At 69.0% G+C, this 23,589-nt stretch carries 20 protein-coding genes and 1 other RNA gene; 12 read left to right on the top strand and 9 right to left on the bottom strand.

Going from position 1 to position 23,589, the window contains the following annotated elements:
* Positions 1–101 precede the first annotated feature (101 nt).
* Complete coding sequence (locus ASE22_RS22505; RefSeq protein WP_056364933.1) at positions 102–926, top strand: ATP-binding protein; 825 nt, start codon at positions 102–104, stop codon at positions 924–926.
* Positions 927–928: 2 nt separating this feature from the next.
* Here ASE22_RS22505 and ASE22_RS26980 read toward each other — a convergent pair whose 3' ends face one another.
* From ASE22_RS26980 to ASE22_RS22485, 4 genes are all read right to left on the bottom strand, one after another.
* Positions 929–2,629 (bottom strand): M10 family metallopeptidase, encoded by a 1,701-nt coding sequence (locus tag ASE22_RS26980; protein WP_056364930.1) that lies wholly within the window; start codon positions 2,627–2,629, stop codon positions 929–931.
* A 131-nt stretch (positions 2,630–2,760) separates the two neighbouring features.
* Positions 2,761–4,095 carry a sensor histidine kinase gene (locus ASE22_RS22495; protein WP_156397287.1) on the bottom strand — a complete coding sequence of 445 codons (1,335 nt, stop codon included), beginning with the start codon at positions 4,093–4,095 and terminating at the stop codon, positions 2,761–2,763.
* An 82-nt stretch (positions 4,096–4,177) separates the two neighbouring features.
* Complete coding sequence (locus ASE22_RS22490; RefSeq protein ID WP_056366103.1) at positions 4,178–4,840, bottom strand: response regulator transcription factor; 663 nt, start codon at positions 4,838–4,840, stop codon at positions 4,178–4,180.
* 37 nt (positions 4,841–4,877) lie between these two features.
* Positions 4,878–5,180 (bottom strand): PepSY domain-containing protein, encoded by a 303-nt coding sequence (locus ASE22_RS22485; protein WP_235536334.1) that lies wholly within the window; start codon positions 5,178–5,180, stop codon positions 4,878–4,880.
* A 95-nt stretch (positions 5,181–5,275) separates the two neighbouring features.
* Between ASE22_RS22485 and ASE22_RS22480 the strand changes: the two genes are divergently transcribed.
* Positions 5,276–7,054: an ABC-F family ATP-binding cassette domain-containing protein gene (locus ASE22_RS22480; RefSeq protein ID WP_056364922.1), complete on the top strand. Its 1,779-nt coding sequence runs from the start codon at positions 5,276–5,278 to the stop codon at positions 7,052–7,054.
* A gap of 268 nt (positions 7,055–7,322) precedes the next feature.
* Here the strand turns inward: ASE22_RS22480 and ASE22_RS22475 are convergent, their stop codons facing one another.
* Entirely contained in the window at positions 7,323–7,607 is a 285-nt protein-coding gene (locus tag ASE22_RS22475) for a chorismate mutase (protein ID WP_056364919.1), read from the bottom strand.
* A 171-nt stretch (positions 7,608–7,778) separates the two neighbouring features.
* Between ASE22_RS22475 and ASE22_RS22470 the strand changes: the two genes are divergently transcribed.
* The 3 genes from ASE22_RS22470 to ASE22_RS22460 all read left to right on the top strand — a co-directional run bounded on the left by ASE22_RS22470 (position 7,779) and on the right by ASE22_RS22460 (position 12,033).
* A complete protein-coding gene (locus ASE22_RS22470) occupies positions 7,779–8,792 on the top strand; it encodes a polyprenyl synthetase family protein (RefSeq protein WP_235536330.1) in 1,014 nt (337 codons plus the stop codon).
* Between the two features lie 399 nt (positions 8,793–9,191).
* Entirely contained in the window at positions 9,192–11,648 is a 2,457-nt protein-coding gene (gene hrpB, locus ASE22_RS22465; protein WP_056364913.1) for an ATP-dependent helicase HrpB, read from the top strand.
* A gap of 85 nt (positions 11,649–11,733) precedes the next feature.
* On the top strand, positions 11,734–12,033 hold the full coding sequence (locus ASE22_RS22460; RefSeq protein WP_056364910.1) for an ETC complex I subunit: 300 nt from the start codon (positions 11,734–11,736) through the stop codon (positions 12,031–12,033).
* Positions 12,034–12,097: 64 nt separating this feature from the next.
* On the opposite strand, the gene ASE22_RS22455 is transcribed toward ASE22_RS22460, so the two are convergent.
* From ASE22_RS22455 to ASE22_RS22440, 4 genes are read right to left on the bottom strand one after another with little or no spacing between them, the layout of a single operon-like run.
* A complete protein-coding gene (locus ASE22_RS22455) occupies positions 12,098–12,595 on the bottom strand; it encodes an NUDIX hydrolase (protein WP_056366101.1) in 498 nt (165 codons plus the stop codon).
* 29 nt (positions 12,596–12,624) lie between these two features.
* Positions 12,625–13,305 carry a TPM domain-containing protein gene (locus tag ASE22_RS22450; protein WP_056364907.1) on the bottom strand — a complete coding sequence of 227 codons (681 nt, stop codon included), beginning with the start codon at positions 13,303–13,305 and terminating at the stop codon, positions 12,625–12,627.
* A complete protein-coding gene (locus tag ASE22_RS22445; RefSeq protein WP_082545581.1) occupies positions 13,305–14,129 on the bottom strand; it encodes a TPM domain-containing protein in 825 nt (274 codons plus the stop codon). Before ASE22_RS22445 ends, ASE22_RS22450 begins: the two co-directional genes overlap by 1 nt.
* Positions 14,130–14,155: 26 nt before the next feature.
* A complete protein-coding gene (locus ASE22_RS22440; protein ID WP_056364900.1) occupies positions 14,156–14,749 on the bottom strand; it encodes a LemA family protein in 594 nt (197 codons plus the stop codon).
* A 135-nt stretch (positions 14,750–14,884) separates the two neighbouring features.
* Here ASE22_RS22440 and mscL point away from each other — a divergent pair, with 135 nt between their 5' ends.
* From mscL to ASE22_RS22410, 7 genes are all read left to right on the top strand, one after another.
* Complete coding sequence (gene mscL / locus ASE22_RS22435; RefSeq protein WP_056364896.1) at positions 14,885–15,322, top strand: large conductance mechanosensitive channel protein MscL; 438 nt, start codon at positions 14,885–14,887, stop codon at positions 15,320–15,322.
* A gap of 43 nt (positions 15,323–15,365) precedes the next feature.
* Positions 15,366–15,707: a transfer-messenger RNA gene (gene ssrA, locus ASE22_RS26370) on the top strand.
* Between the two features lie 356 nt (positions 15,708–16,063).
* On the top strand, positions 16,064–17,878 hold the full coding sequence (locus ASE22_RS22430) for a DUF885 domain-containing protein (RefSeq protein ID WP_056364893.1): 1,815 nt from the start codon (positions 16,064–16,066) through the stop codon (positions 17,876–17,878).
* A gap of 568 nt (positions 17,879–18,446) precedes the next feature.
* Positions 18,447–19,145 (top strand): glutathione binding-like protein, encoded by a 699-nt coding sequence (locus ASE22_RS22425; RefSeq protein ID WP_056364888.1) that lies wholly within the window; start codon positions 18,447–18,449, stop codon positions 19,143–19,145.
* A 287-nt stretch (positions 19,146–19,432) separates the two neighbouring features.
* On the top strand, positions 19,433–20,629 hold the full coding sequence (locus tag ASE22_RS22420; RefSeq protein WP_056364885.1) for an SGNH/GDSL hydrolase family protein: 1,197 nt from the start codon (positions 19,433–19,435) through the stop codon (positions 20,627–20,629).
* A complete protein-coding gene (locus ASE22_RS22415; RefSeq protein ID WP_056364880.1) occupies positions 20,626–22,062 on the top strand; it encodes a GDSL-type esterase/lipase family protein in 1,437 nt (478 codons plus the stop codon). Before ASE22_RS22420 ends, ASE22_RS22415 begins: the two co-directional genes overlap by 4 nt.
* A gap of 128 nt (positions 22,063–22,190) precedes the next feature.
* Entirely contained in the window at positions 22,191–23,588 is a 1,398-nt protein-coding gene (locus ASE22_RS22410) for an MBOAT family O-acyltransferase (protein ID WP_056364877.1), read from the top strand.
* The last annotated feature ends 1 nt before the right edge of the window (position 23,589 follow it).

Below are 23,589 nucleotides of genomic sequence, written 5' to 3'. Positions count from 1 at the left end.
TGGGGTCTCGGGAGAGGCTCGCGACCGCCTCAGTGTCCTTGCCGCCGGAGATGCCAGCCACCGCTGGCATGACGGTTGTTGTTGTTCTATCCCCCCGCCCCATGACCGACCCCACGATCCTCGCCCGCATCGCCGACACACTCGAGCGGCTCGCGCCGCCGCCGGCGCCGCATGCCGATCCGGCCGCGCATCCCGCCTATGTCTGGCGCGATCATGGCCTGGCCGCGACGCGTGCCTTCACGCCGCTGCCGCTCGACCTGCTGACCGGGATCGACGCGCAGAAGGCGGCGCTGCTCGAAAACACCCACCGCCTCGCCACCGGCGCGGCGGCGCACGACGTCCTGCTGTGGGGCGCGCGCGGCGCGGGCAAGTCGGCGCTGGTCAAGGCGGCCGTCGGCCATCTCCGCGGCGAGGGCCACGACGTCGCGCTGATCGAGATCGCGGGCGAGCGGATCGAGGAGCTGCCGCGCCTGTTCGCGCTGATCGCCGACGTGCCGCGCGCCTTCGTCCTGTTCCTCGACGATCTTGGCTTCGACGATGCGTCGGGCGGGCAGGGGCCGCGCCTGCTGCGCTCGATGCTCGAGGGCGGCGCCGAGGCGCGGCCGGCCAATGCCCGGCTCCACGTCACCGCCAATCGCCGCCACATCGTCTCGCGCGACCTGAGGGAGCAGGACAGCCCGATCAACCCGCGCGACGTGATCGACGACAAGCTGGCGCTGGCCGACCGCTTCGGCCTGTCGCTCGGCTTCCACGTCTGCGACCAGGACAGCTATGTCGCGATGGTGCGCGGCTATGCCGATCGCTACGGCCTCGCCTTCGAGCCCCTCGACGCGATCGCCTGGGCCACCCAGCGCGGCAGCCGCTCGGGCCGGGTGGCGTGGCAATATGTCGTGGAGCTGGCCGGCCGGGCCGGAAAAACGCTTTAGCGTCAGCCGAAGTCCGCTGCCGAGAAGAGCGACGCATTGACGCCCGTCACCAGCAGCGCCGAATCGACTGTCGCTCCGCCGGTCGAATTGTAGAACAGGTACGTGTCGCCGCCGACCATCATCGCGGCCACTTCGCCATTGCCCGCGCGGCCGTCGAACAGCTGCTGCGCCGTGGCGGTCGCGGCGGCGGCGCCCGATTGCGCGGCGCCGGTCAGGACCGCCGTCGGCAGGAAGCCGAGCCAGATGCGATCGATGCCGTCGGTGAAGTCGAGGATGCGATCCGGGGTCGCCGACGGGGAACTCGCGCCCGAGAAGACGAAGATGTCGATCCCCTCGCCACCGCACAGCGTGTCCGCGCCGAGATCCCCGGACAGGATGTCGTTCCCGCTGCCGCCGTCGATCGAATCCCCGTCCTGGCCGCCGCGCAGCGAGTCGTTCCCGCCGCCGCCCAAGATCGTATCCGAACCGACATTGCCGTTCATCGTGTCGTTGCCGGTCCCGCCCAGCATATGGTCGTCGTTATTGCCGCCGTTGATCCGGTCGGAACCGGTCCCGCCGTCGAGGCTGTCATTGCCGGCATTGCCCTGGATATAATCGCTGCCGTCGCCGCCGGAGATGCTGTCCGCACCATCCTCGCCACCGAAGGAGGCGCGGCCATAGAGGTGGTCGTTCCCGCCTCCGCCGAGCAGGGTGTCGTTGCCCTCATAGCCCATCACGATGTCATGGCCGTCCCCGGACTGGATCCGGTTGGCGACCTCGTTGCCATAGATTTCGTCGTCACCGGCACCGGTGATCGCATTCTCGATCACCGAATCGTAGAAGATCATGACGTTGAAGATGTCGACATCGGCCACATCGCCGTTCTGGTCGTAGAGGTAGAGCGCGTTGCCGAGCGCACTCCACGCCCCTCCATAGAGGTCGACGATGCCGAACTCGCCGGTGGAGTTCAGGATGATCGTGTCGTTGCCGCCGGTGTCGTAGATCGTTTCGAAATAATCCTGGCCTTCGTTGAAGACATATTGGGTGTCGCCGCCATTATGGGCGCGCGGGCCGTACAGGGTCTGCATCGCGAGGATATCCAGCCCCATCGGCGTGGTCGGAAAATAGCTGCTCGCATAGTCCTCGGCCGAGAAGCCCGTGGCCAGATTATAGGACATGATCGTGTAGCTGAGCGAATCCAGATCCGGATCGAGCGTCCGGTCGTTCAGGGGCGTGCCTTCGAACGGATGCTTCAACCCGAGGGCATGGCCGATTTCATGGAGCAGCAGGAGGAAGTTGGGCGAGCCGGCGGCAAATCCGGGCCCGACGTCCGACCGGTCCAGCCAGATGTCGGCGGCCGACGGATTGCCGCTTGGAAGATAGGCATGCGCCGCGGAATCGGGGTCGTCGACCGTGGTATATCCGAACCGGATATCGCCGACGTTGGACGGCGTCTCGGAGGTTTCGGAGAGGTTGATATTGGCATAGCGCCCCCAGGTCTGCAGCGCCGTGCGCGCCGCCGCGATCTCGGATGTGCCGAAGGGCTGGAAACCACTGGGTTCGCCGAGCGCGGAATAGGGCGTGGCCCAGACCGCGGAGGCATTGGGGAAGCTGTAGGTCAGCGACGTCGAGGTCGGCGTCCCTGCCCAGCGGATGCCGAAGAGCAGTGGATCGATAATCGCACTGTCGGGAAGCTGGATGCGGTCCGGCTGCGCCGAATTCATCGTCGGTGTTGCCAATGCGATACCCCCGCTGCGGACGCCATCGCCCCGATGGCCCGAATTCTTCCATTCCTAGCGGACAGGCGGGTGGCGCTCTATCAGGAATACCACCGTAATGGAGGGAGATAGCCGGCTTACGCCGCCGCCGGCAGCCGTACGCGCACCTGCAGCCCGCCCAGGTCTTCGCTCTCCTCGAGCGCGATCGTGCCGCCGTAGATCGCGATCACGTCGCGGACGATCGCGAGGCCGAGGCCGGTGCCGGGCTTGCCGGTGTCGAGCCGGGCGCCGCGCTCGAACAGCTTGCCGCGCTCGGCCTCGGGGATGCCGGGGCCGTCATCCTCGATCAGCAACTCGACCCAGTCCGCCTTGCGGCCGTTGCCGATATCCGACGCCACCCGCGCGACGGTCACGAACACGCGGCCCTGGCCATATTTGGCGGCATTCTCGATCAGGTTGCCGACGATCTCGTCGAGATCCTGCCGCTCGACATGGGCGACCGCCTTCTGGTCGCCGGCGAGGTCGACCGTGACGTGCCGGTGCATTCGCGCCATCGCCCGTTCGACGGCCTTGAGCGACGGCCAGACCTCGGCGCGCGCCTGGGCGTTGGCGCGGCGGCCGACCGCGCGGGCGCGCGCGAGGTGGTGGTCGACCTGGCGGCGCATCGTCGTCGTCGACCGGACCACCGTCTCGGCCAGCTCGGGGCCGCCCGCGGTCGCCTCGTTCATCAGCACGGTCAGCGGCGTCTTGAGCGCGTGGGCGAGGTTGCCGGCGTGGCGTCGCGCTTCCTCGGCCTGGCGCTCATTATGGTCGAGCAGCTCGTTGAGCTCCTCGACGATCGGCCGGACCTCGTCGGGGAACTGCGCCTCGATCCGCGAACTGATGCCCGAGCTCACCGCCGCGACCGCGCGGCGCAGGCTGCGCAGCGGCCACAGGCCGTAGGTCGCCTGGAGCGCGGCGAGGATGATCAGGCCGAGGCCGAGGATCGCGAAGGAGCGCACCAGCGTCCGCCGCAGCACCGCGATCTGGTCGTTGAGCCCGGCCCGGCTGGCGGCGACCTGGAAGCGCCATTCGGTCTTCGAGGCCGGCAGGCGCACCTCGCGGTCGAGCACGCGCAGCGGTTCCCCGTCGAACTCGTCGCTGTCGGCGACATGGAGCGACCGGCCATGGTGGAGTTCGCCCTGACGCAGCGCCCGATCCCATAGCGAGCGCGACCGGAACGGCTCGTGCTGCTGGCCCGAGACCTGCCAGTAGAGGCCCGAATAGGGTTCGAGGAAGCGCTGGTCGCCGAGCGGCCGGTTGAAGCGGACTTCGCCGTCGGGGCCGATCTCGGCCGAGGCGATCATCGCGTTCAGCACATATTCGAGCTGCGCGTCGAAATTGCGGGTGATCGCCTCGCTCAACACCCGGTCGAGCGCGAAGCCGCCGCCGACCAGCAACACGCTGATCCACAGCGCCGCGATCGAGATCATGCGGCGGGTGAGCGATCCGGTCGAGGCCCCGGGCGCGCCGGAGCGCTTGAAGAACCAGGCGCGGGCGGCCGCGAGGCGTCTCTTAAGCAGGGTCATCCAGCGAATAGCCGAGGCCGCGGATCGTGGTGATGACATCCTGGCCCAGCTTCTTGCGGATGCGGGTCACGAACACCTCGATCGTGTTCGAATCGCGATCGAAATCCTGGTCGTAGATATGTTCGATCAGCTCGGTGCGGCTGACCACCTTGCCCTTGTGGTGGAGCAGGTAGCTGAGCAGCTTATATTCCTGGGCGGTCAGCTTCACCGGCTCGCCGGCCAGCGTCACCTTGCCGCTGCGGGTGTCGAGCCGGACGTCGCCCGCGATCAGCTCGGACGAGGCGTTGCCCGAGGCGCGGCGGATCAGCGCGCGCAGGCGGGCGATCAGCTCCTCGGTCTGGAACGGCTTGGCGAGATAGTCGTCGGCGCCGGCATCGAGCCCCGCCACCTTGTCCGACCAGCTGTCGCGCGCGGTCAGCACGAGCACCGGCGTGTCGCGGCCCTCGCGCCGCCAGCGGTCGAGCACGGTCAGCCCGTCGACCTCGGGCAGGCCCAGGTCGAGGATGATCGCGTCGTAGCTTTCGGTCGAGCCGAGGAAATGGCCGTCCTCGCCATCGGTGGCCAGGTCGACCGCATAGCCGGCGCCTTCGAGCGTGGCGCGCAACTGGCGGCCCAGATTGGGTTCATCCTCGACGATCAGGACGCGCATGCTTTCCCCTTTTTTTCCGACGCCTTCGCAGGCGGCCTTATTGTCCGACGCGACCGAGTTCACGGCCGGTGCGGCCGTCCATGTCCATCCATATCACCGAACCGCCGCGCTGAAACTTGAAACGATAGCGTCCGGTTCCCGGATCGAACTCCGATCCGATCATCTGGCCGTCGACCCGCTCCTGCGCGCGGGCGCGCATTTCCTGATAGGGAAGATACTGCCCCGAACGGACACCGGCGCGCAGGGCGTCCTGCTCGGGCACGCGATTCCGGTCCGCCAGGGCGGGGGAAGCGGCAACGACGAGCAGCGCCAGCGACAGGGCGGCAAGAGGTTTACGCATTGACATGGGCTATTGGCATAGGGTCAGGGGCTTGAATAGGGCATGAATGTTCGTGTCTCGGCAGAATTCCCACACTTGTTGCACGGCTAAGACACATGTCCGCTCCTATTCTCGGCTATCAGAATCTCGGTCTCGTCCAGGGCAGCGGCTGGTTGTTCCGGGGTCTCGACATCAACATCGCCCCGCGCGACCGTCTCGCCCTGATCGGCCGGAACGGGGCGGGCAAGACCACCCTGCTCCGCTTGCTGGCCGGCCGGATCGATGCCGACGAGGGGCTGCGGACCATCGTCCCCGGCACCCGCGTCGTGCTGCTGGAGCAGGAGCCGTCGATGGCGGGCCACGCCACCCTGCTCGATTTCGCGCTCGCCGGCCCGGATGCCCCGGCCGTCCATGTGGTGGAGGCGATCGCCAGCCAGATCGGGATCGACCTGTCGCGCGACGCGGCCAGCGCCAGCGGGGGCGAGCGCCGCCGCGCCGCGATCGCCCGCGCGCTGGCGATGGAGCCCGAGGTGCTGCTGCTCGACGAGCCGACCAACCATCTCGATCTCGCCGCGATCGAATGGCTCGAATCCTGGCTCGGCCGCTATTCGGGCGCCTTCATCGCGATCAGCCACGACCGGACCTTCCTGACCCGGCTCACCCGCCAGACGCTGTGGCTCGACCGCGGCGGCATCCGCCGGCACGAAGTGGGCTTCGGCGGGTTCGAGGCATGGACCGAGAAGGTCTATGAGGAGGAGGCCCGCAACGCCGAGCGGCTCGATGCCAAGCTGAAGATCGAGGAGCATTGGAAGCTGCGCGGCGTCACCGCGCGCCGCCGCCGCAACCAGGGGCGGCTGACCAAGCTCTACGAGATGCGCGCGCAGCGCAAGGCGATGCTCGGCCCGCCCGGCACCGCCCGCATCGCCATCGCCGCCGACGACGTGAAGACCAAGGTGGTGATCGACGCCGAGAACGTCACCAAGACCTTCGGGGACCGCACGATCATTCGCGACTTCACCTTCCGGGTGACGCGCGGCGACCGGATCGGCGTGGTCGGCGCCAACGGGGCAGGCAAGTCGACCCTGCTCAAGCTGCTGACCGGCGAGCTGGCGCCCGATTCGGGCCGGGTGAAGCTGGCCAAGACCCTCGACGGCATCGTCATCGACCAGCAGCGCAAGCTGATGGCGCCCGAAAAGACCGTGCGCGACGTGCTCGCCGATGGCGGCGACTGGATCGACGTGCAGGGCGTCAGGAAGCATATCCACGGCTATCTCAAGGAATTCCTGTTCGAACCGTCGATCGCCGACGCGAAGGTGGGAACGCTCTCGGGCGGCGAACGCTCCCGCCTGCTGCTGGCGCGCGAGTTCGCGCGGCCGTCGAACCTGCTCGTCCTCGACGAGCCGACCAACGATCTCGACCTCGAGACGCTCGATCTGCTGCAGGAGGTGATCGCCGACTATGAGGGCACCGTCCTGATCGTCAGTCACGACCGCGACTTCCTCGACCGCACCGTCACGGTGACGCTCGGCCTCGACGGTTCGGGCAAGGTCGACATCGTCGCCGGCGGCTATGAGGATTGGGAGAAGCAGCGCACCGCCCGGACCGGGGCGAAGCGGTCCTCCGCGCCGAAGGCGGAGGCGCCGGCCCCGTCCAGGGCCCGGACCAAGCTCAGCTACAAGGACCAGCGCGACCTCGACATGCTGCCGGCCGAGATCGAGAAGATCGAGGCCGCGATCGCGCGCGACGAGGCGGCGATGGCCGATCCCGATCTCTACGCGAAGGACCCGAAGCGGTTCGACGCGCTGATGAAGGCGATCGACGCCGCGCGGGCGAAGAAGGAAGAGGCCGAGCTGCGCTGGCTCGAACTCGCCGAGATGGCCGAAGGCCTGGGGTAGTTCGGGGGCTGGGCTGACCCGCCGCCTTCGACCCTCCCGTCATCCCAGCGAAGGCTGGGATCTCAGGAGAATAGCGCGCGCCCTGGCCTCGCGAGATTCCAGCCTTCGCTGGAAGGACGGGAAGACGGATGGGGCGGCTTTCCGACGCAAAGCTCGTCGTCGGAGCCTGCGAAGGCTCCGCAAGGCCGAACGGCCGCCCGAGCTTATGCGAGGATAGCCAAGCAGGGCGGATGCCCTGCGCCGGGCGCCCGAGGGCTAAACGAAAAACTCAGCCATCCGCGCCGGCACGGCGATGATGGTGAATCACCTCGTCGATGATGAAGCGCAGGAATTTCTCCGAGAAATCGGGGTCGAGATTGGCGCTCTTGGCCAGCGCGCGGAGGCGGTCGATCTGCACCTGCTCGCGGCCCGGATCGGCGGGGGGGAGGCCGGTCGCCGCCTTGTGCTCGCCGACCGCCTTGGTGACCTTGAACCGCTCGGCCAGCATGAAGATCAGCGCGGCATCGATATTGTCGATGCTCTCGCGGTAGCGACTCAGGATCTCGTCGGCCATGCGGCGGTGCCCCCTTTTCCTCGGCGCTTCGCCTATCGGGGATCGACTCCGCCCTTGGCAAGCGCCGAGTTCGCCGATGCGCCCGTCGGCGTGGGGTTTGGGCCTCGGACAGGGCCGTTACGGCAGCATCCGGTCTTGCCTTTCGCGGCGGTGCGGCCCATGGGCACGCCCATGACCGCGACCGTCACCCCGATCCGCCGTGAGGCCCAGCCTTCGCTCGATCCGATCATGGCGCTCGTCGCCACCGACATGAACGCGGTCAACAGCGTGATCCTGGCGCGGATGCAGTCGGACGTGCCGCTGATCCCCGAACTGGCGGGCCACCTGATCGCCGGCGGCGGCAAGCGGATGCGGCCGATGCTGACGCTCGCTTGCGCCAAGCTGCTCGACTATCATGGCGAGCGGCACCACAAGCTCGCCGCGACGGTCGAGTTCATCCACACCGCCACCCTGCTGCACGACGACGTCGTCGACCAGTCGGGCCTGCGCCGCGGCCGCAGCACCGCCAACATGATCTGGGGCAATGCCGCGAGCGTGCTGGTCGGCGACTTCCTGTTCAGCCGCTCGTTCGAACTGATGGTCGAGGACGGCTCGCTGCGCGTGCTGCGCATCCTGTCGAACGCATCGGCCGTGATCGCGGAGGGCGAGGTCAACCAGCTCACCGCCCAGCGCCGGATCGAGACCAGCGAGGAACGCTATCTCGAGATCATCTCCGCCAAGACCGCGGTGCTGTTTGCCGCCGCGTGCAGGATCGCCGCGGTGGTCGCCGAGCGCGAGGCGGGGGTCGAGGAAGCGCTCGACCGCTATGGCCGCTATCTCGGCATCGCCTTCCAGCTGGTCGACGACGTGATCGACTATGTCTCGGACGGCGCGACGATGGGCAAGGATGCCGGCGACGACTTCCGCGACGGCAAGGTCACCCTGCCGGTGATCCTCGCTTATGCCCGCGCCAACCCCGCCGATCGCGAATTCCTGCGCGAGGCGATCGAGGGCCTGCGCAACGAGGACGAGGATTTCGCCCGCGCGACCGGCATCCTGCGCGGCACCGGCGCGCTCGCCGACACCGCCGAACGCGCGCGCCACTATGCCCAGCGCGCGGTCGACGCGCTCGCCGGCTTCCCCAACGGCCTGGCCAAGGCGGCGCTGGTCGAAGCCGCCCAGTTCGCGGTCGCGCGGGCCTATTGAGCTTTCGATCTTTCCGTCACCCTGAGCTTCCGATCTTCCCGTCATCCCAGCGAAGGCTGGGGTCTCGCGAGAGAGGCGAAGGGCGGGAGGCAGGAACCGCCCGAGATCCCAGCCTGCGCTGGGATGACGATTTAGGGTGAGACTAGGGGCCGCAAACTCCAGCCGCCATCCCTTTCCGTCACCCCAGCGAAGGCTGGGGTCTCCCTTCACCTCCGTCTTTCTTTCGAGGGGCGGAAAGGCAGAGAGATGCCGGCTTCCGTCGGGAGGACGATGAAGAGCGTGGAGATGGGCTGTTACGCGAAGGTCTCGCCAAAGCTGGGATCTCGCTGCCTTGTCCGGCCCGGAAGAAAAATGCGATCCCAGCTTTCGCTGCGATGACGTTGCTATAAACCCCACCCCATGCTGCCGATCGATGCCGTCCTGCCCGATCTGATCGCCGCGCTTCGCGAGGCGCCCAACGCCGTGCTCGTCGCGCCGCCGGGCGCGGGCAAGACCACGGCGGTGGCGCCCGCGCTGCTCGGGCAGCCCTGGTGCGCGGGGCAGATATTGCTGCTGTCGCCCCGCCGCCTCGCCGCGCGCGCCGCCGCCGAGCGGATGGCCGAGCTGGCGGGCGAGCCGGTCGGCCGGACGATCGGCTATGCGACCCGGCTCGACACGCGCCAGTCGCCGCAGACCCGCATCCTCGTCGTGACCGAGGGGATCTTCGTCAACCGCATCCAGGCCGATCCCGAGCTGCCCGGCGTCTCGGCGGTGCTGTTCGACGAGGTGCACGAGCGCAGCCTCGACAGCGATTTCGGCCTCGCGCTCGCGCTCGACGCGCAGGCGGCGCTGCGGCCCGATCTGCGCCTCGTCGCCATGTCGGCGACGCTCGACGGCGGCCGCTTCGCCGCGCTGATGGCCACCGAAGCCGATGGGGGCGCGCCGCTGGTCGAGAGCGAGGGGCGCGGCTTCCCGATCGAGATCCGCCATGCCCCGCGCTCGGCCGAGAAGCGGATCGAGGACGACATGGCCGCGACGATCCGCCGCGCGCTGGCCGAGGAGGGCGGCAGCCTGCTCGCCTTCCTGCCTGGGGTCGCCGAGATCGAGCGGACCGCCGAGCGCCTGGAAGACGGCCTGCCCGCCGACGTCGTGCTGCACCGGCTGCACGGATCGCTCGAACCGGCCGAGCAGCGCGCCGCGATCGCGCCCGCGCCGCCGGGCAAGCGCAAGCTGGTCCTCGCCACCGCGATCGCCGAGACCAGCATCACCATCGACGGCCTGCGCATCGTCGTCGATTCGGGGCTCGCGCGCCGGCCGCGCTACGATCGCGCGGCGGGGATGACCCGGCTCGTCACCGAACGGGCCAGCCAGGCGGCGGCCACCCAGCGCGCCGGCCGCGCGGGGCGCCAGCAGCCCGGCATCGTCTACCGGCTGTGGGAGGCGGCGGCGACCGCCGGCCTGCCCCGATATGACCCGCCCGAGATATTGGAGACCGACCTGTCGGCGCTGACGCTCGATTGCGCGCTGTGGGGCGTCGCCGATCCGGGCAGCCTGCGCTGGCTCGATCCGCCGCCCGAGGCCGCGATCGGCGAGGCGCGGCAGCGTCTGGCGCGGCTCGACGCGGTCGACGCCGACGGGCGTCCGACCGCGCATGGCCGCGCGATCGCCGCGCTGCCGCTGCCGCCGCGCCTCGGCCATATGCTGATCCGCGCCGCCGAGGGCGGCTTCGCCGAGACGGCGGCCGAGGTGGCGGTGCTGCTGTCCGAGCGTGGGCTCGGCGGATCGGACGCCGACCTCGAACTGCGGCTGCGGCGCTGGCGCGGCGAGCGCGGCAAGCGGGCCGAGGGCGCGCGCCAGCTGGCCGCGCGCTGGACGCGGCTGGCGGGCAGGGGCGGCCGCGACGATGCGATGATCGCCGACTGCGTCGCGCTCGCCTATCCCGACCGGGTGGCGCGGCGGCGCTCGGCCTCGGGCGAGGACTGGATCTCGCGCGGCGGCCGCGGCTTCCGGCTCGATCCGGCCTCGCCGCTGGCGCGCAACGAATGGCTCGCGGTCGCCGAGATCCAGGGCGCCGCCTCGGGCGCACGCATCCTGTCGGCGGCGCCGATCGCCTTCGACGAGGTCGAAAGGTTGTTCGCCGACCAGGTCGAGATCCGCCGCACCGCCCGCTTCGATCCGGCGACCGGCGCGGTCGAGGCGCGGCGCGAACGGCGGCTGGGCGCGATCGTGCTCGCCTCGGGCCGCGACGAGACCGCCTCCCCGGCGATGATCGGCGCGGCGCTGATCGATGCCGTCCGCACGCGCGGCTTCGGGCTGCTCGCCTGGCCCGACGGGGTCGCGGCCCTGCGCGCCCGCGCCGCCTTCGCCGCCGGCCATGGCGATCTGCCCGACCTGTCGGACGCCACGCTGATGCTGACCCTCGACGACTGGTTCGCGCCGCTGGTCGAGGGCAAGCGCCGCCTGTCGGACATCTCGTCGGCCGACCTCTCCAATGCGCTCTACGGCCTGCTCGGCTGGGACGGGCGGCAGGAGCTCGACCGGCTCGCCCCCGAGCATCTCCAGTCGCCGGCGGGCAGCCGCCACCCGATCGACTATGCGGCCGAGGGCGGCCCGGCGGTCGATGTGCGGCCGCAGGCGCTGTTCGGCCTCGCGGTGCACCCGATGGTCGCGGGCGGGCGGGTGCCGCTGACGCTGCGGCTGACCTCGCCCGCCGGCCGGCCGATCCAGACCACCAGGGACCTGCCCGGCTTCTGGAAGGGAAGCTGGTCCGCCGTCGCCAAGGAAATGCGCGGCCGCTACCCGCGCCACCCCTGGCCCGACGATCCGGCGGCGGCCGACCCGACCTTGCGGACCAAGAAGGCGATGCAGCGTTCCTGACGACGGCTCCCGCGCTGCGGCCTTGACGACCGTCGCCGCGCTGCGGCATGGCGAAACGCGAAGTTCAGCCTCCGGGACAGTCATCATGGCGCATGCGCGTATCTATCAGCAGATCAAGAATGCGATGCAGTCGGGCCGCGCGCGGACCGGCAGCTGGGTGCTCGAGCATGAACCGACCGAGGCGAAGCGCCCCGATCCGCTGACCGGCTGGGCCGGCTCGGGCGACACGCGCGACCAGGTCAGGCTGACCTTCCCGACCCTGGAAGCCGCCAAGGCCTATGCCGAGAGCGCGGGCCTGACCGCCCATGTCGTCGCGGGTCCGGAGAAGAAGCTCAAGCTCCAGGCCTATGCCGACAATTTCATGGTCGGCCCGATCAACCTCTGATCCCGGCGCACCCTCGTCCCATCGCGTCACCCCAGCGAAGGCTGGGGTCTCGCCGGCATGACGGTCAGGGGTTGAGGATATCCCCCGCCAGCAGCAGCAGCACCCTGACGTCGATCATCTTGCCGAGCGCCCGCTGCTCCGCGACGAACTCGGTCACCCCGTCGAGCGGCACCCGGTGGACGATGATATCCTCGCCTTCGACCCCGCCGCCGTCATGCACCTTCTCCAGCCCGGTCGCGCGGACCAGGGTGAAGGTCTCCGACACCATGCCGGGCGAGGAGGAGAACTCGCCGAGATCGTCGATCCGCGCGGCGCGGTAGCCGGTTTCCTCCTCCAGCTCGCGTGCCGCGGCGAGCTCGACCGCCTCGCCCTCGGTCTCGTCGCCGATCAGGCCGGCCGGCAGCTCGATGCAGTAGCGCTTCAGCGGCACGCGATATTGCTCGACCAGGATGACGTGGCCGTCGTCTACCGCGAGGATCACCGCGGCGCGGATGTTGCGCGCGCGGCCGACATATTCCCATTTTCCCTCGCGCTTGGCCGCTATGAAACGGCCCTGCCACATCAGCTCGACAGGGCTTTCGGCCGGATCGCTCACAGGCGGATCATCCGGTTGGGCATCTCGTCGGGGTCGGTCCCGGTGCGCGGGAAATGCTCGGCCAGCACGTCGCCGATCGCGCCGACCGCGGCGACCATGCCGTCGGCGGGCCGGCCGGCCTTGCAGCCGTCGATCAGCAGCGCCATCGCCGCGCCCCAGGCATCGGGGGAGACCCTGGCGACGATCGCGCTATCGGCGACGATCTCGGCGCGGTGCTCGTCGAGCGACAGGTAGACGAGCACGCCGGTGCGGCTCGCGGTGCGGTTCTCGGTCGACGCCTTGAACAGCGCCACGGCCCGCGCGCGCACCCGCCGGGTCTTGGTCCGGCCGGGGGTGAAGGCCATCCGCAGCGGCCACCAGCCGACGATATAGCGGGTCGCCAGGAACTTGATCGCCGTCGCGAAGACCAGCACGGTCATCCACTCGCGCATCGTCCAGGCGTGCCAGCCGCCGGTAAAGCGATCGAGCAGGCCGATATAGCCATCGGGAAAGGCCGCGTAGACCGCGAGCGCGAGCAGCGCGACCAGCGCCGCCCAGATCAGCGGCACGTCGTTGTAATTGTCCGAGCGCTCGGCGACGATCGTCGCGATCTCGGCGTCGGAGCGCGCCTCGGCGGCGGTGACCGCGTCGGTCACGCGGGCCACGTCGGCTTCGTCGATCCTCGGGGTCCGCGCCATCACCAGCTCCCCGACGATCCGCCGCCGCCGAACGACCCGCCGCCGCCCGAGAAGCCGCCGCCGCCGCCGCCGCCCCAGCCGCCGCCCCAATGGTCGCCGCCGCCCCCGCCGCCGCCCCAGCCGGGACCCCAGAGGACGATCGGCCCGCCGCCGCCGCGATAGCGCCGGCCGCCGCCGAAGCGGCTGGCGATGCTCGATCCGGCGATGAACAGGATGACGACGATCCAGAAGATCAGCGCGATCGGAAAGCCGCCCTCGCGCTGCTCGCGGTCGTTCGCGACGATCTTCTGCGCCTGCGCCTCGGCCTGGTCGGGCGGGAGCTGCAGGAGCTGGACGAGCGCGTCGGCGCCCGCGGCGATGCCGCCCGCCATGTCGCCCTGCTTGAAATGCGGCAGGATCTGGCGGTTGATGATCACGCTCGACAGCGCGTCGGTGACGATCGGCTCGAGCCCGTAACCCACCTCGATCCGCACTTTGCGCTCGTTCGGGGCGACGAGCAGCAGCAGCCCGTCATTGGCCTTCTTGTCGCCCAGCCCCCAGGCGCGGCCGAGCTTGTAGCCATAATCCTCGATCGGTTGGTCCTCGAGGCTGGGGACCGTCGCGACGACCATCTGGCGGCCGCTCTGCCGTTCGAGCTGGGTCAGCTTGGCCTCGAGCGCGGCCCGCTGCTCGGGGGAGAGCAGGCTGGCATTGTCGACCACCCGGCCGGTCAACGGCGGGAAGTTCTGCGCGAAGGCCGGGACGGCGAGCAGCAGGACGAATGCCGCGAGCACGAGGGGCCACAACCCCGATATCCCCCTCCCTGCCAGGGGGCGGGGGCTCATCGCTGCGTTCGCCACGGTTCTTATCCTCAGAAATTCACCGTCGGCGCCTTGTCGGATCCCGCGCTGGCCTCGAACGGCTGCATCGGCTGGGCGCCGTGGAAGACCTTGGCGCCGATCGCGGTCGGGAAGGTGCGGATCAGCACATTATAGGCGCGCACCGACTCGTTATAGTCGCGCCGCGCGATGGCGATGCGGTTCTCGGTGCCCTCGATCTGGCTCTGGAGCGCGAGGAACTGCTCGCTCGACTTCAGCTCGGGATAGTTTTCGGAAACCGCGAGCAGCCGTCCGAGCGATCCGCTGAGCTGGGCCTGCGCGTCGGCGAAGGCCTTGACCTTGGCCGGGTCCTGCAGGTCGTCGCCCGACAGCTGGATGCCCGTCGCGCGGGCGCGGGCGTTGGTGACGTCGGTCAGGACGGTCTTCTCCTGCGCGGCATAGCCCTTCACCGTGTTGACCAGGTTGGGGATCAGGTCGGCGCGGCGCTGATACTGGGTCTGGACGTCGGCCCATTTCGCCTTGGCCTCCTCCTGCGCGGTCGGCACGCTGTTGATGCCGCACCCGGTGACCGCGATTGCGGCGACGGGAGCCAGGAGGGCGACGGAAAAGCGGCGGTCGATGGTCATCTGCGGATCTTTCCCTGATATCGACTGTATTAGCGGACTAGCTAAGCGAGGCGTAACGAACTTCAATGGCCCGCTTGACCTTTATTGCATGGACGCGATGATCGCGCCACGACCAAGCATATGGGGAACCCCGGGATGTTTCAGGATTTCAAGGCCTTCATCAACAAGGGCAATGTCGTCGATCTCGCCGTCGCGGTGATCATCGGCGCCGCCTTCGGGAAGATCGTGTCGTCGCTGACCGACGACATCATCATGCCGGTGATCGGGTATCTCACCGGCGGGCTCGACTTTTCGAGCCATTTCGTCCGGCTCGGCGCGATCCCCGCCGACTTTGCCGGATCGGTCACCAGCTATGCGGACCTGAAGAAGGCGGGGGTTCCGCTGATCGGCTTCGGACAGTTCGTCACCGTCGCGGTTAATTTCCTGATCATCGCCTTCGTGGTGTTCCTGCTGGTCCGTTTCGTGCAGCGGCTGAACCGGGCGGAGCAGGCCAAGCCGGCGGCGCCCGCGGCCCCGCCCGAGGATGTCGTCCTGCTGCGCGAGATACTGGCCGAGCTGAAGAAGAAGGGCTGACGGGCCGGCCTCGACCGGCCTCATGCGTCGAGGGACGACTATCCCTCTTCAAATCCGCTGCGCACGCCCCTATATCGGTCGTGCCGGGCTTGCCCGGCTATGGTGATAAATGATGTCGCGAAATAGATGCAGCGGACCCGGGGGCGGTACCCGGCGGCTCCACCACGAAGCCCGGTTTTCGGACTTCATGACGGGGCCGAACTAGGATCGACGTGTATTCAAAGGCGATGTTTTTGCCCGGCCTGAATGAGCCGTAAAACCGTTCAAACTCACAAGTGCTAACGATAACGAAGCACTCGCGATCGCCGCGTAACCTAGTCCTCACGGACAAAGTTACTTAGGCTTAGCGCGGTTCGGTCCGCACCGGGCAACAGAAGCGGAATCCAGCGGTACGGGGAGCACCGGGCAACAGAAGCTCCCCACTTCCTTTGATTTTGCCCTCAGATGCCGGGCGCAGGACATCCGTCCTGCTTGGCTTCCTCGCATAAGCTCGGGCGCGCCTTCGCGCTCGCGGAGCCCTTGCGGGCTCCGACGATCAACTCTTGCGGCGGTACGGGACGCGTCAGCGCCCCGCAAGGCCGAACGGCCGCCCGAGCTTATGCGAGGACAGCCAAGGTCGCGGATGCGACCGCCGGCGCTTGAGGCACAACGAACAACTGTATTTTGCAGCTAATACAGTCTTGCCTCTGCAGAATCCCCCGATAGTCTCCCGCGCATAACCCGCTCCGGGAGAAGCATTTCATGGATAGACGTCAATTCATCGGCTGGGCCGGTCTCGCCCTGCTCGTCGGGATGATGCCCCGGCTGGCCCAGGCCGCCGCCGGAAACCCCGCCGACCGGCAACTCGCCGCCATGGTCGAGGACCTGTTCCGCAAGCAGATCGACCGCAGCCCCGAAACCGCCACCAGCCTCGGCCTCGACAAGGGCGAGCATGCTGCGCGCAAGACCCGGCTCGACATCTATACCAAGGCCGACCAAGCCAGGTCGCTGGCCGAGGACAAGCTGTCGCTCGCCGCCCTCCGCAAGCTCGACCGCGCCGCGATGTCGCCCGGCGCGCAGCTCAACTACGACGTCGTTGTCTACATGTACGATCAACGCACCAAGGGCGGCGCCAAATATTCCTATGGCAGCACCGGGGGCTATTTTGCCCCCTATGCGATCAGCCAGCTCAGCGGTCCCTATTCCTTCATCCCCGACTTCCTCGACTCGCAGCATGTGATCGAGACCAGGGCGGATGCGGACGCCTATCTCGCCCGCCTGCACGAATTCGCGCGCGTGCTCGACGAAAGCACCCGCTTCCAGCAGGACGATGTCCGCTTCGGCGTCTTCGCGCCCGATTTCTGCCTCGATCTCGCGCTTGGCCAGCTCCGGGCGCTGCGCGACCAGCCCGCCGCCGGGACGGTCCTGGTCGAATCGATCGTCCGCCGTACCGGCGAGAAGAACATTGCCGGCGACTGGGGCGCCGAGGCGGGGAAGATCGTCGCGGCCGAGGTGTTCCCCGCACTCGACCGCCAGATCGCGCTCGTCGCCGGGCTGCGCAAGGCGGCCGTGCACGACGCGGGCTGCTGGCGCCTGCCCAAGGGCGACGAATATTATGCCGATGCGCTGATGAACGCGACGACCACGACCCTCTCGCCCGAAGAGGTCCACAGGATGGGCCTCGAGCAGGTCGCCGAGATCAGCGGCCAGATCGACGCGATCCTCAGGACGCAGGGCATGACCAAGGGCAGCGTGGGCGAGCGGCTGACCGCGCTCAACAACGACCCGAAGCAGCTCTTCGCCAACACCGACGCGGGCCGCGCCGAGCTGATCGACTATATCAACGGGCTGGTGAAGGCGATGGACGCGAAGCTGCCCCAGGCCTTCGCGACGCTGCCCAAGGCGCCGCTCGAGGTGAAGCGCGTGCCGCCCTTCATCCAGGACGGCGCCCCCAACGGCTATTACAACTCGGCCGCGCTCGACGGCTCGCGCGGGGCGATCTACTATATCAACCTCAAGGATACGGCGGACTGGCCGCGCTACGGCCTGCCCAGCCTCACCTATCATGAAGGTACCCCCGGCCATCATCTGCAGATCAGCCTCGCCCAGGAGGCCAAGGACCTGCCGATGCTGCGCAAGATCGCGCCGTTCGGCGCCTATGTCGAAGGCTGGGCGCTCTATGCCGAGCAGCTCGCCGACGAGATGGGCGTCTATGCCGGGGACCCGATCGGCCGGGTCGGCTTCCTCCAGAGCTTCCTGTTCCGCGCGGTCCGCCTCGTCACCGACACCGGCATCCACTACAAGCGGTGGAGCCGCGAGCAGGCGACCGACTATATGGTCGCCGCCAGCGGCTTCGCGCGGCCCCGCACCCAGCGCGAGGTCGATCGCTACTGCGTCTGGCCGGGCCAGGCGTGCAGCTACAAGGTCGGCCATATGAGCTGGATCAAGGCGCGCGAGAAGGCGAAGGCGATCCAGGGCGCGAAGTTCGACCTCCGCCAGTTCCACCAGGTCCTGCTCGAAGGCGCGCTGCCGCTGACCATCCTCGAACAGCTGGTCGAGGCACGGGCGCGGGGGTGAGGGGCGGGGGGCAGGGAGCGGGGGGCAGGGGGCAGGGGGCAGGGGCGAAGCCGAGCGCCTCGCCTTCCTCCCATTCGTCACCCCGGGCTTGACCCGGGGTCCCGCTTCTCGGCGTCTCGGAGCGGCCAGCCGGCCGATCGCGCAGACGTGGCGACCCGGCCCGCGCTCTGCCTCCGTTCGAGGGACGGGAAAGGAAGCGGGACCCCGGGTCAGGCCCGGGGTGACGAGCGTGGGAGCGTCTCGTGCGTCGAACGATGACGCCCGTTTCGGCATCCACCGGGCGCCCTGATGGATCTCCATGCACCCGTCACCCCGGGCTTGACCCGGGGTCCCGCTTCTCGGCGTCTCGGATGGCAGCCGGCGATCGTGCAGACGTGGCGACCCAGCCGCGCCCTGCCCCATTCGAGGGACGGGAAAGGAAGCGGGACCCCGGGTCAGGCCCGGGGTGACGAGCGCGGGACAGGATGAACGATCATTCTGCCAAAAGAGGACCGGGGCTAAGTTCACCCTTGACTCCGACCCCCGACGTACCGATCTGTAACATCCTCAACGCCATGCCGAGGATGCGATGATCGAACTTCATTATTGGGGCACCCCCAATGGCCACAAGGTCACCCTGTTCCTCGAGGAAGCCGGGCTCGACTACGCCGTCCATCCGGTCAACATCGGCAAGGGCGACCAGTTCGCCGCCGATTTCCTGAAGATCGCGCCGAACAATCGCATCCCGGCGATCGTCGACACCGATCCCGCCGGCGGTGGCGCGCCGGTGTCGCTGTTCGAGTCGGGGGCGATCCTGCTCTACCTCGCCGAGAAGACCGGCAAATTCATCCCATTGGAGCTGCACGGCCGCGCCGAGGTGCTGCAATGGCTGTTCTGGCAGATGGGCGGCCTCGGCCCGATGGCCGGGCAGAACCATCATTTCAGCGGCTATGCCCCCGAGAAGATCCCCTATGCGATCGACCGCTATGTGAAGGAAACCGCCCGGCTCTACGGCGTGCTCGACGCGCGGCTGGCCGACCGCGCCTTCGTCGCGGGCGACGACTATTCGATCGCCGACATGGCGAGCTATCCCTGGATCGTCCCTCATGAGCGGCAGGGCCAGGACCTCGGCGACTTCCCCCACCTCAAGCGCTGGTTCGACGCGATCGCCGCGCGGCCGGCGACGGTACGCGCCTATGCGGTGCCCGACCGGTTCAAGGACCTGCCCGAACCGACCGAGGAGGAGCGCCGCCGCAACCTGTTCGGGACGCAGCCGGCCAACGCCTGACGCCGCGTACACCACCACCGCCACCGTCACCCCGGGTCAAGCCCGGGGTGACGACGGTGGGAAGCGTCTCGCCCCCCAATGATCGCATGCCCGCGTTCGGCATGATGAAGAAGGCGGACCCTTCCGCCCCGCCATTACCTGCCCAGCCGTGATCCAGACGGGTCGGGCCGCCCGAAGCGGCTCGACAGGCGCGCGCGCGCCATATTAAGGACATCGGCGGCGATCGCGTTCCGCTGAGTTTCCTCCAGCCGCGTCGGTTCGTATCGGGAGTGTGTGCGGGTGGAGCGATGAGGGCGGGGCTGTTTCTGTTCGATCGGACGGCGGTATTGTTCCTGGGTGTCGCGGCGGGAGCCGCGATCGGATATGCCTTCGGCGTCCGGCAGCAGGTCGAGGTGCCCGTCGCGATGGGCGGCGAAAGCGCGCCCGCGCCCGAGGCGCTCGGCCTTCCCGGTGGTCCCGGCAATGCGGCCACCGTCCCCGGCGAAAAGCCGCCCGAGACGAAGCCGGGTGCGCTGCCCCAGCCGCCGGTGGTCGCCGAGACCCGGCCGATCCAGCCCGGCATCGTCAACGCGATCGCGGCCGGCCGCCCGGTGCGGATCGGGGTGTTCGGCGACAGCTTCGGCGACGGCATCTGGTCGGCGCTCTACAATCAGCTCAGCCGCAAGTCGGGCTACCAGGTCATCAAGTACAGCCAGCAGGCGACCGGCTTCACCCGCTACAAGACCCTCAACCTGGAGGAGCATGACCGCACCCGGCTGGCATCCGCGCCGGTCGACATCGCGGTGATCTCCTTCGGCGCCAACGACATGATGGGGGTGGCCGACGGCGGCCATGTCTACGCGCTGCTGACCCCCAACTGGAAGGCGGCGATCGCGCGGCGCGTGACCTCTTATGTCGCCATGCTGCGCGGGCAGGGGGCGATCGTCTACTGGGTCGGCCTGCCCAAGATGCGCGAGGCCGCCTACGACGCCGACGTCGTCCGCATGAACGCCTTCTACCGCGACCTGATGGGCCGCCTCGGCGTCGCCTTCATCGAGACCGCGCCCTATTCGGTGGACGGCGAGGGGCGCTACGCCGCCTATCTGCCCGATCCGGCCACCGGCAAGCCGCAGCTGATGCGCGCCAATGACGGCATCCACATGTCGATGAACGGCTATATTCGCATCACCCGCGGCCTGTCGGGGCGCATCCGCTCCTATGTCGACCAGGCGCGCGGCCGGGCGGGCGACGGCGCGCCGCCGCCGCCGGTGGTCGCGCCCACGCCGCTGGTCGTGCCGCCGCCGGTGAAGGTCGCGCCGAAGGTGCCGAAGCTCGAGGACCCGCTGGCGGATCTGCCCGAAACGCCCAGGGCGTCGAAGGCGCCGCCGCCGCCCGAACCCGTGCTGCCGCCCGCCAGGGGAGCGCCCGCCGATCTCCTGCCCCCCGACCTGCGCGACGAGGCCACCCGCCCCGACGCCGCCCGCCCCGACGCCGACCGTCGATGATCGCCGCGATCGCCCTTGCCGCTGCGGCCCTCGCGGCGGCGCCCGCGCCCGCCGTCACCGCCGACTGCGCCGGCGGGCTGTGCGACTATGCCGTGCTCAAGCCCTATTTCGACAAGCTGGCTGCGGCGCGGGGCGGCGGCGGCAAGCCGGTTCACATCCTCCAGATCGGCGACAGCCACACCGCCGGGGACGCGATCTCCGGCGCGTGGCGCGACCTGCTCCAGGCCCGCTACGGCAGCGGCGGGCGCGGGGTGCTGCCGCCGGGCCGGCCCTTCCAGGGCTATGGCCCGCGCGGGGTCAGCGTCGAGATGACCGGCGGCTGGAACATCTCCTCGATCTTCGGCCCCGGTTCGCGCAGCCCGCGCGGTGCGCTGGGCCTCTCCGGCTTCAGCATCACCTCGAGCATGGAGGGCGCGCGGATCGGGCTGACCGCCTCGGCGCTCGAGGCCTTCAACCGCTTCGTGATCTGCGCGATCGCCGAGCCCGGGGCGGGCACGCTCGCGATCAGCGTCGGCGGCGAGACCGAGCGGATGGAACTCGGCTCGCTGATCACCCGTCCCGAATGCAAGGAGATGCGCTTCGACCGGCTGCAGCCGGCGGTGTCGGTGGTGACCGAGGGCGGGCCGGTGACGATCACCAGCTGGGCCACCTTCCGCGACGCGGGCGGGGTCGCCCTGTCCAATCTCGGCGTGGTCGGGTCGCAGTTCATCCATTTCAGCCGCAACGACGACGCGGTCGTCGCCGAGGAATTGCGCAGCTACGATCCCGACCTGATCGTCATCGCCTTCGGCACCAACGAGGGTTTCTCGCCGCGGATCAATCCGCAGGAATATGAGATCGCGCTGCGCAGCCAGATCGGGCGCATCCGCCGGCTGGCGGGGCGCGTGCCGATCCTGCTGCTCGGCGCGCCCGATGCGCTGACCCGCCGCAACGAGCTTCTCAACAACGCGCCGACCGTCACCCCCGCGCCGTGCATCGAACCGGTGACGCTGCCGCCGCTCGCCGCCGAACCGCCCGCGCAGACGCCGCCGCAGCAACCCCGCACCGCCGACGCGATCGACGACGTGCTCGAGGCGCTCGGCGAGCAGGCGTCGGTCGCCAAGCCCACCGCGCCGCTGCTGCCGGCGACGGCCGCGTCGGTCGCCAGCCAGCCGCGCGTCGGCTGGGCGATCACGGCCCGGCCGCTCTTCCCGCCGCCCGGCCTGAAGGCGGTCCGCGAGGTCCAGCGCAAGGTCGCGCACCAGTTGCGGCTGGGCTTCTGGGACTGGGAGGCGCGGATGGGCGGGCGCTGCACGGCGGTCGCCTGGGTGAAGCTGCAGCCGACCCGGATGCGCCCCGACTATGTTCATTACAACAGCGCCGGCGGCCAGGAGATCGCCTCGCGACTCCAGGCCGACCTCGACGCCGCCGCGGGCGCGGGGTGGCGCTGGTGATGGGGGGTGGCAGTCTCCTTTACGTCATCCCGGCGAAAGCCGGGATCTCCCTTTTCTTCGGCCGGCCGGGAAGGCAGGGAGATTCCAGCTTTCGCTGGAATGACGTTCTTCTGAAGATGATCCGCTAGATGCTGTTCCCGACGCTCGACTTCGGGCTGTTCTTCCTCGTTGCCTTCGTCCTCGTCTGGGCGGTGTCGGCGAGCAACGAATGGCGCAAGATCCTGCTGCTCGTCGCGAGCTGGGTCTTCTACGGCGCGTGGGACTGGCGCTTCGTCGCGCTGCTCATCCTGTCGGCCTTCATCAACTGGGGATCGGCATGGCTGATCGACGCCTCGCGGTCGCACGCGACGCGCAAGGCGATCGTCACCGTCGGGGTGGTCGCCAATCTCGGCATCCTCGGCTTCTTCAAATATTACGACTTCTTCCTCGAACAGCTCGGTGCGCTGCTGGCCGGCTGGGGCATGGCGCGGGACCTGCCGCTGCTCCAGATCGTGCTGCCGGTCGGCGTGTCCTTCTTCACCTTTCAGGGCATGTCCTACCTGATCGACGTCTATCGCGGGCGGCTGCGCGCGGCGTCGCTGCTCGACATAACCCTGCTGATGTCCTTCTTCCCCCATCTCGTCGCGGGGCCGATCGTGCGCGGCGCCGACCTGCTGCCGCAGTTCGCGAAGACCCCCAGGCTCAATCGCGAGATGGTGTCGATGGCGCTGCTGCTGATCGTCTGGGGCCTGTTCAAGAAGGCGGTCGTCGCCTCCGAGCTGTCGGTCAACCTCGTCGACCCGGTGTTCTTCGACCCGTCCGCGCATTCGAGCCTCGATCTGCTGCTCGCCGCCTATGGCTATGCGGTGCAGATCTACTGCGACTTCTCGGCCTATAGCGACATGGCGATCGGCATCGCCGCGCTGTTCGGCTACCGCTTCCCGCGCAATTTCGACCAGCCCTACCGGGCCTCCTCGCTGCAGGATTTCTGGCGGCGCTGGCACATCAGCCTGTCGAGCTGGCTGCGCGACTATCTCTATATCGGGCTGGGCGGCAATCGCGGCGGACTCGCCATGCAGTGCCGCAACATCATGCTGACGATGCTGCTCGGCGGCTTCTGGCACGGCGCCAAATGGACCTTCCTGATCTGGGGCGGGCTCCATGGCGGCGTCCAGGTGATCGAGACGCTGTGGCGCAAGATGGGGTTGCCGGGCCTGCCCAGGCCGCTGGCGATCCTCGTCACCTTCCACATCGTGACGCTCGGCTGGATCTTCTTCCGCGCCGAGAGCTTCGACGCGGCGATCGCCTTCCTCGGCGGGCTCGGCAGCGGCGACTGGAGCAACGGGCTCACCACCCCGCTGCTGGCGGGGCTGATGCTGCTCGGCATGGCCTTCCACTTCACCCCGCCGCTGCTGGCCCAGGGCATCGCCCTCCGGCTGCGGCTGCTGCCCGCCCCGGTGCTCGGGCTGCTGGTGGCGGCGACGATCATCCTCGTCGACGCGATGCGCTTCGAAGGGGTCGCGCCCTTCATCTACTACCAGTTCTGAC

This window comes from Sphingomonas sp. Root720, from assembly GCF_001428605.1.
In the GTDB taxonomy this organism is placed as follows: Bacteria; Pseudomonadota; Alphaproteobacteria; order Sphingomonadales; family Sphingomonadaceae; genus Rhizorhabdus.
This window is presented reverse-complemented; position numbering and strand designations above follow the sequence as displayed.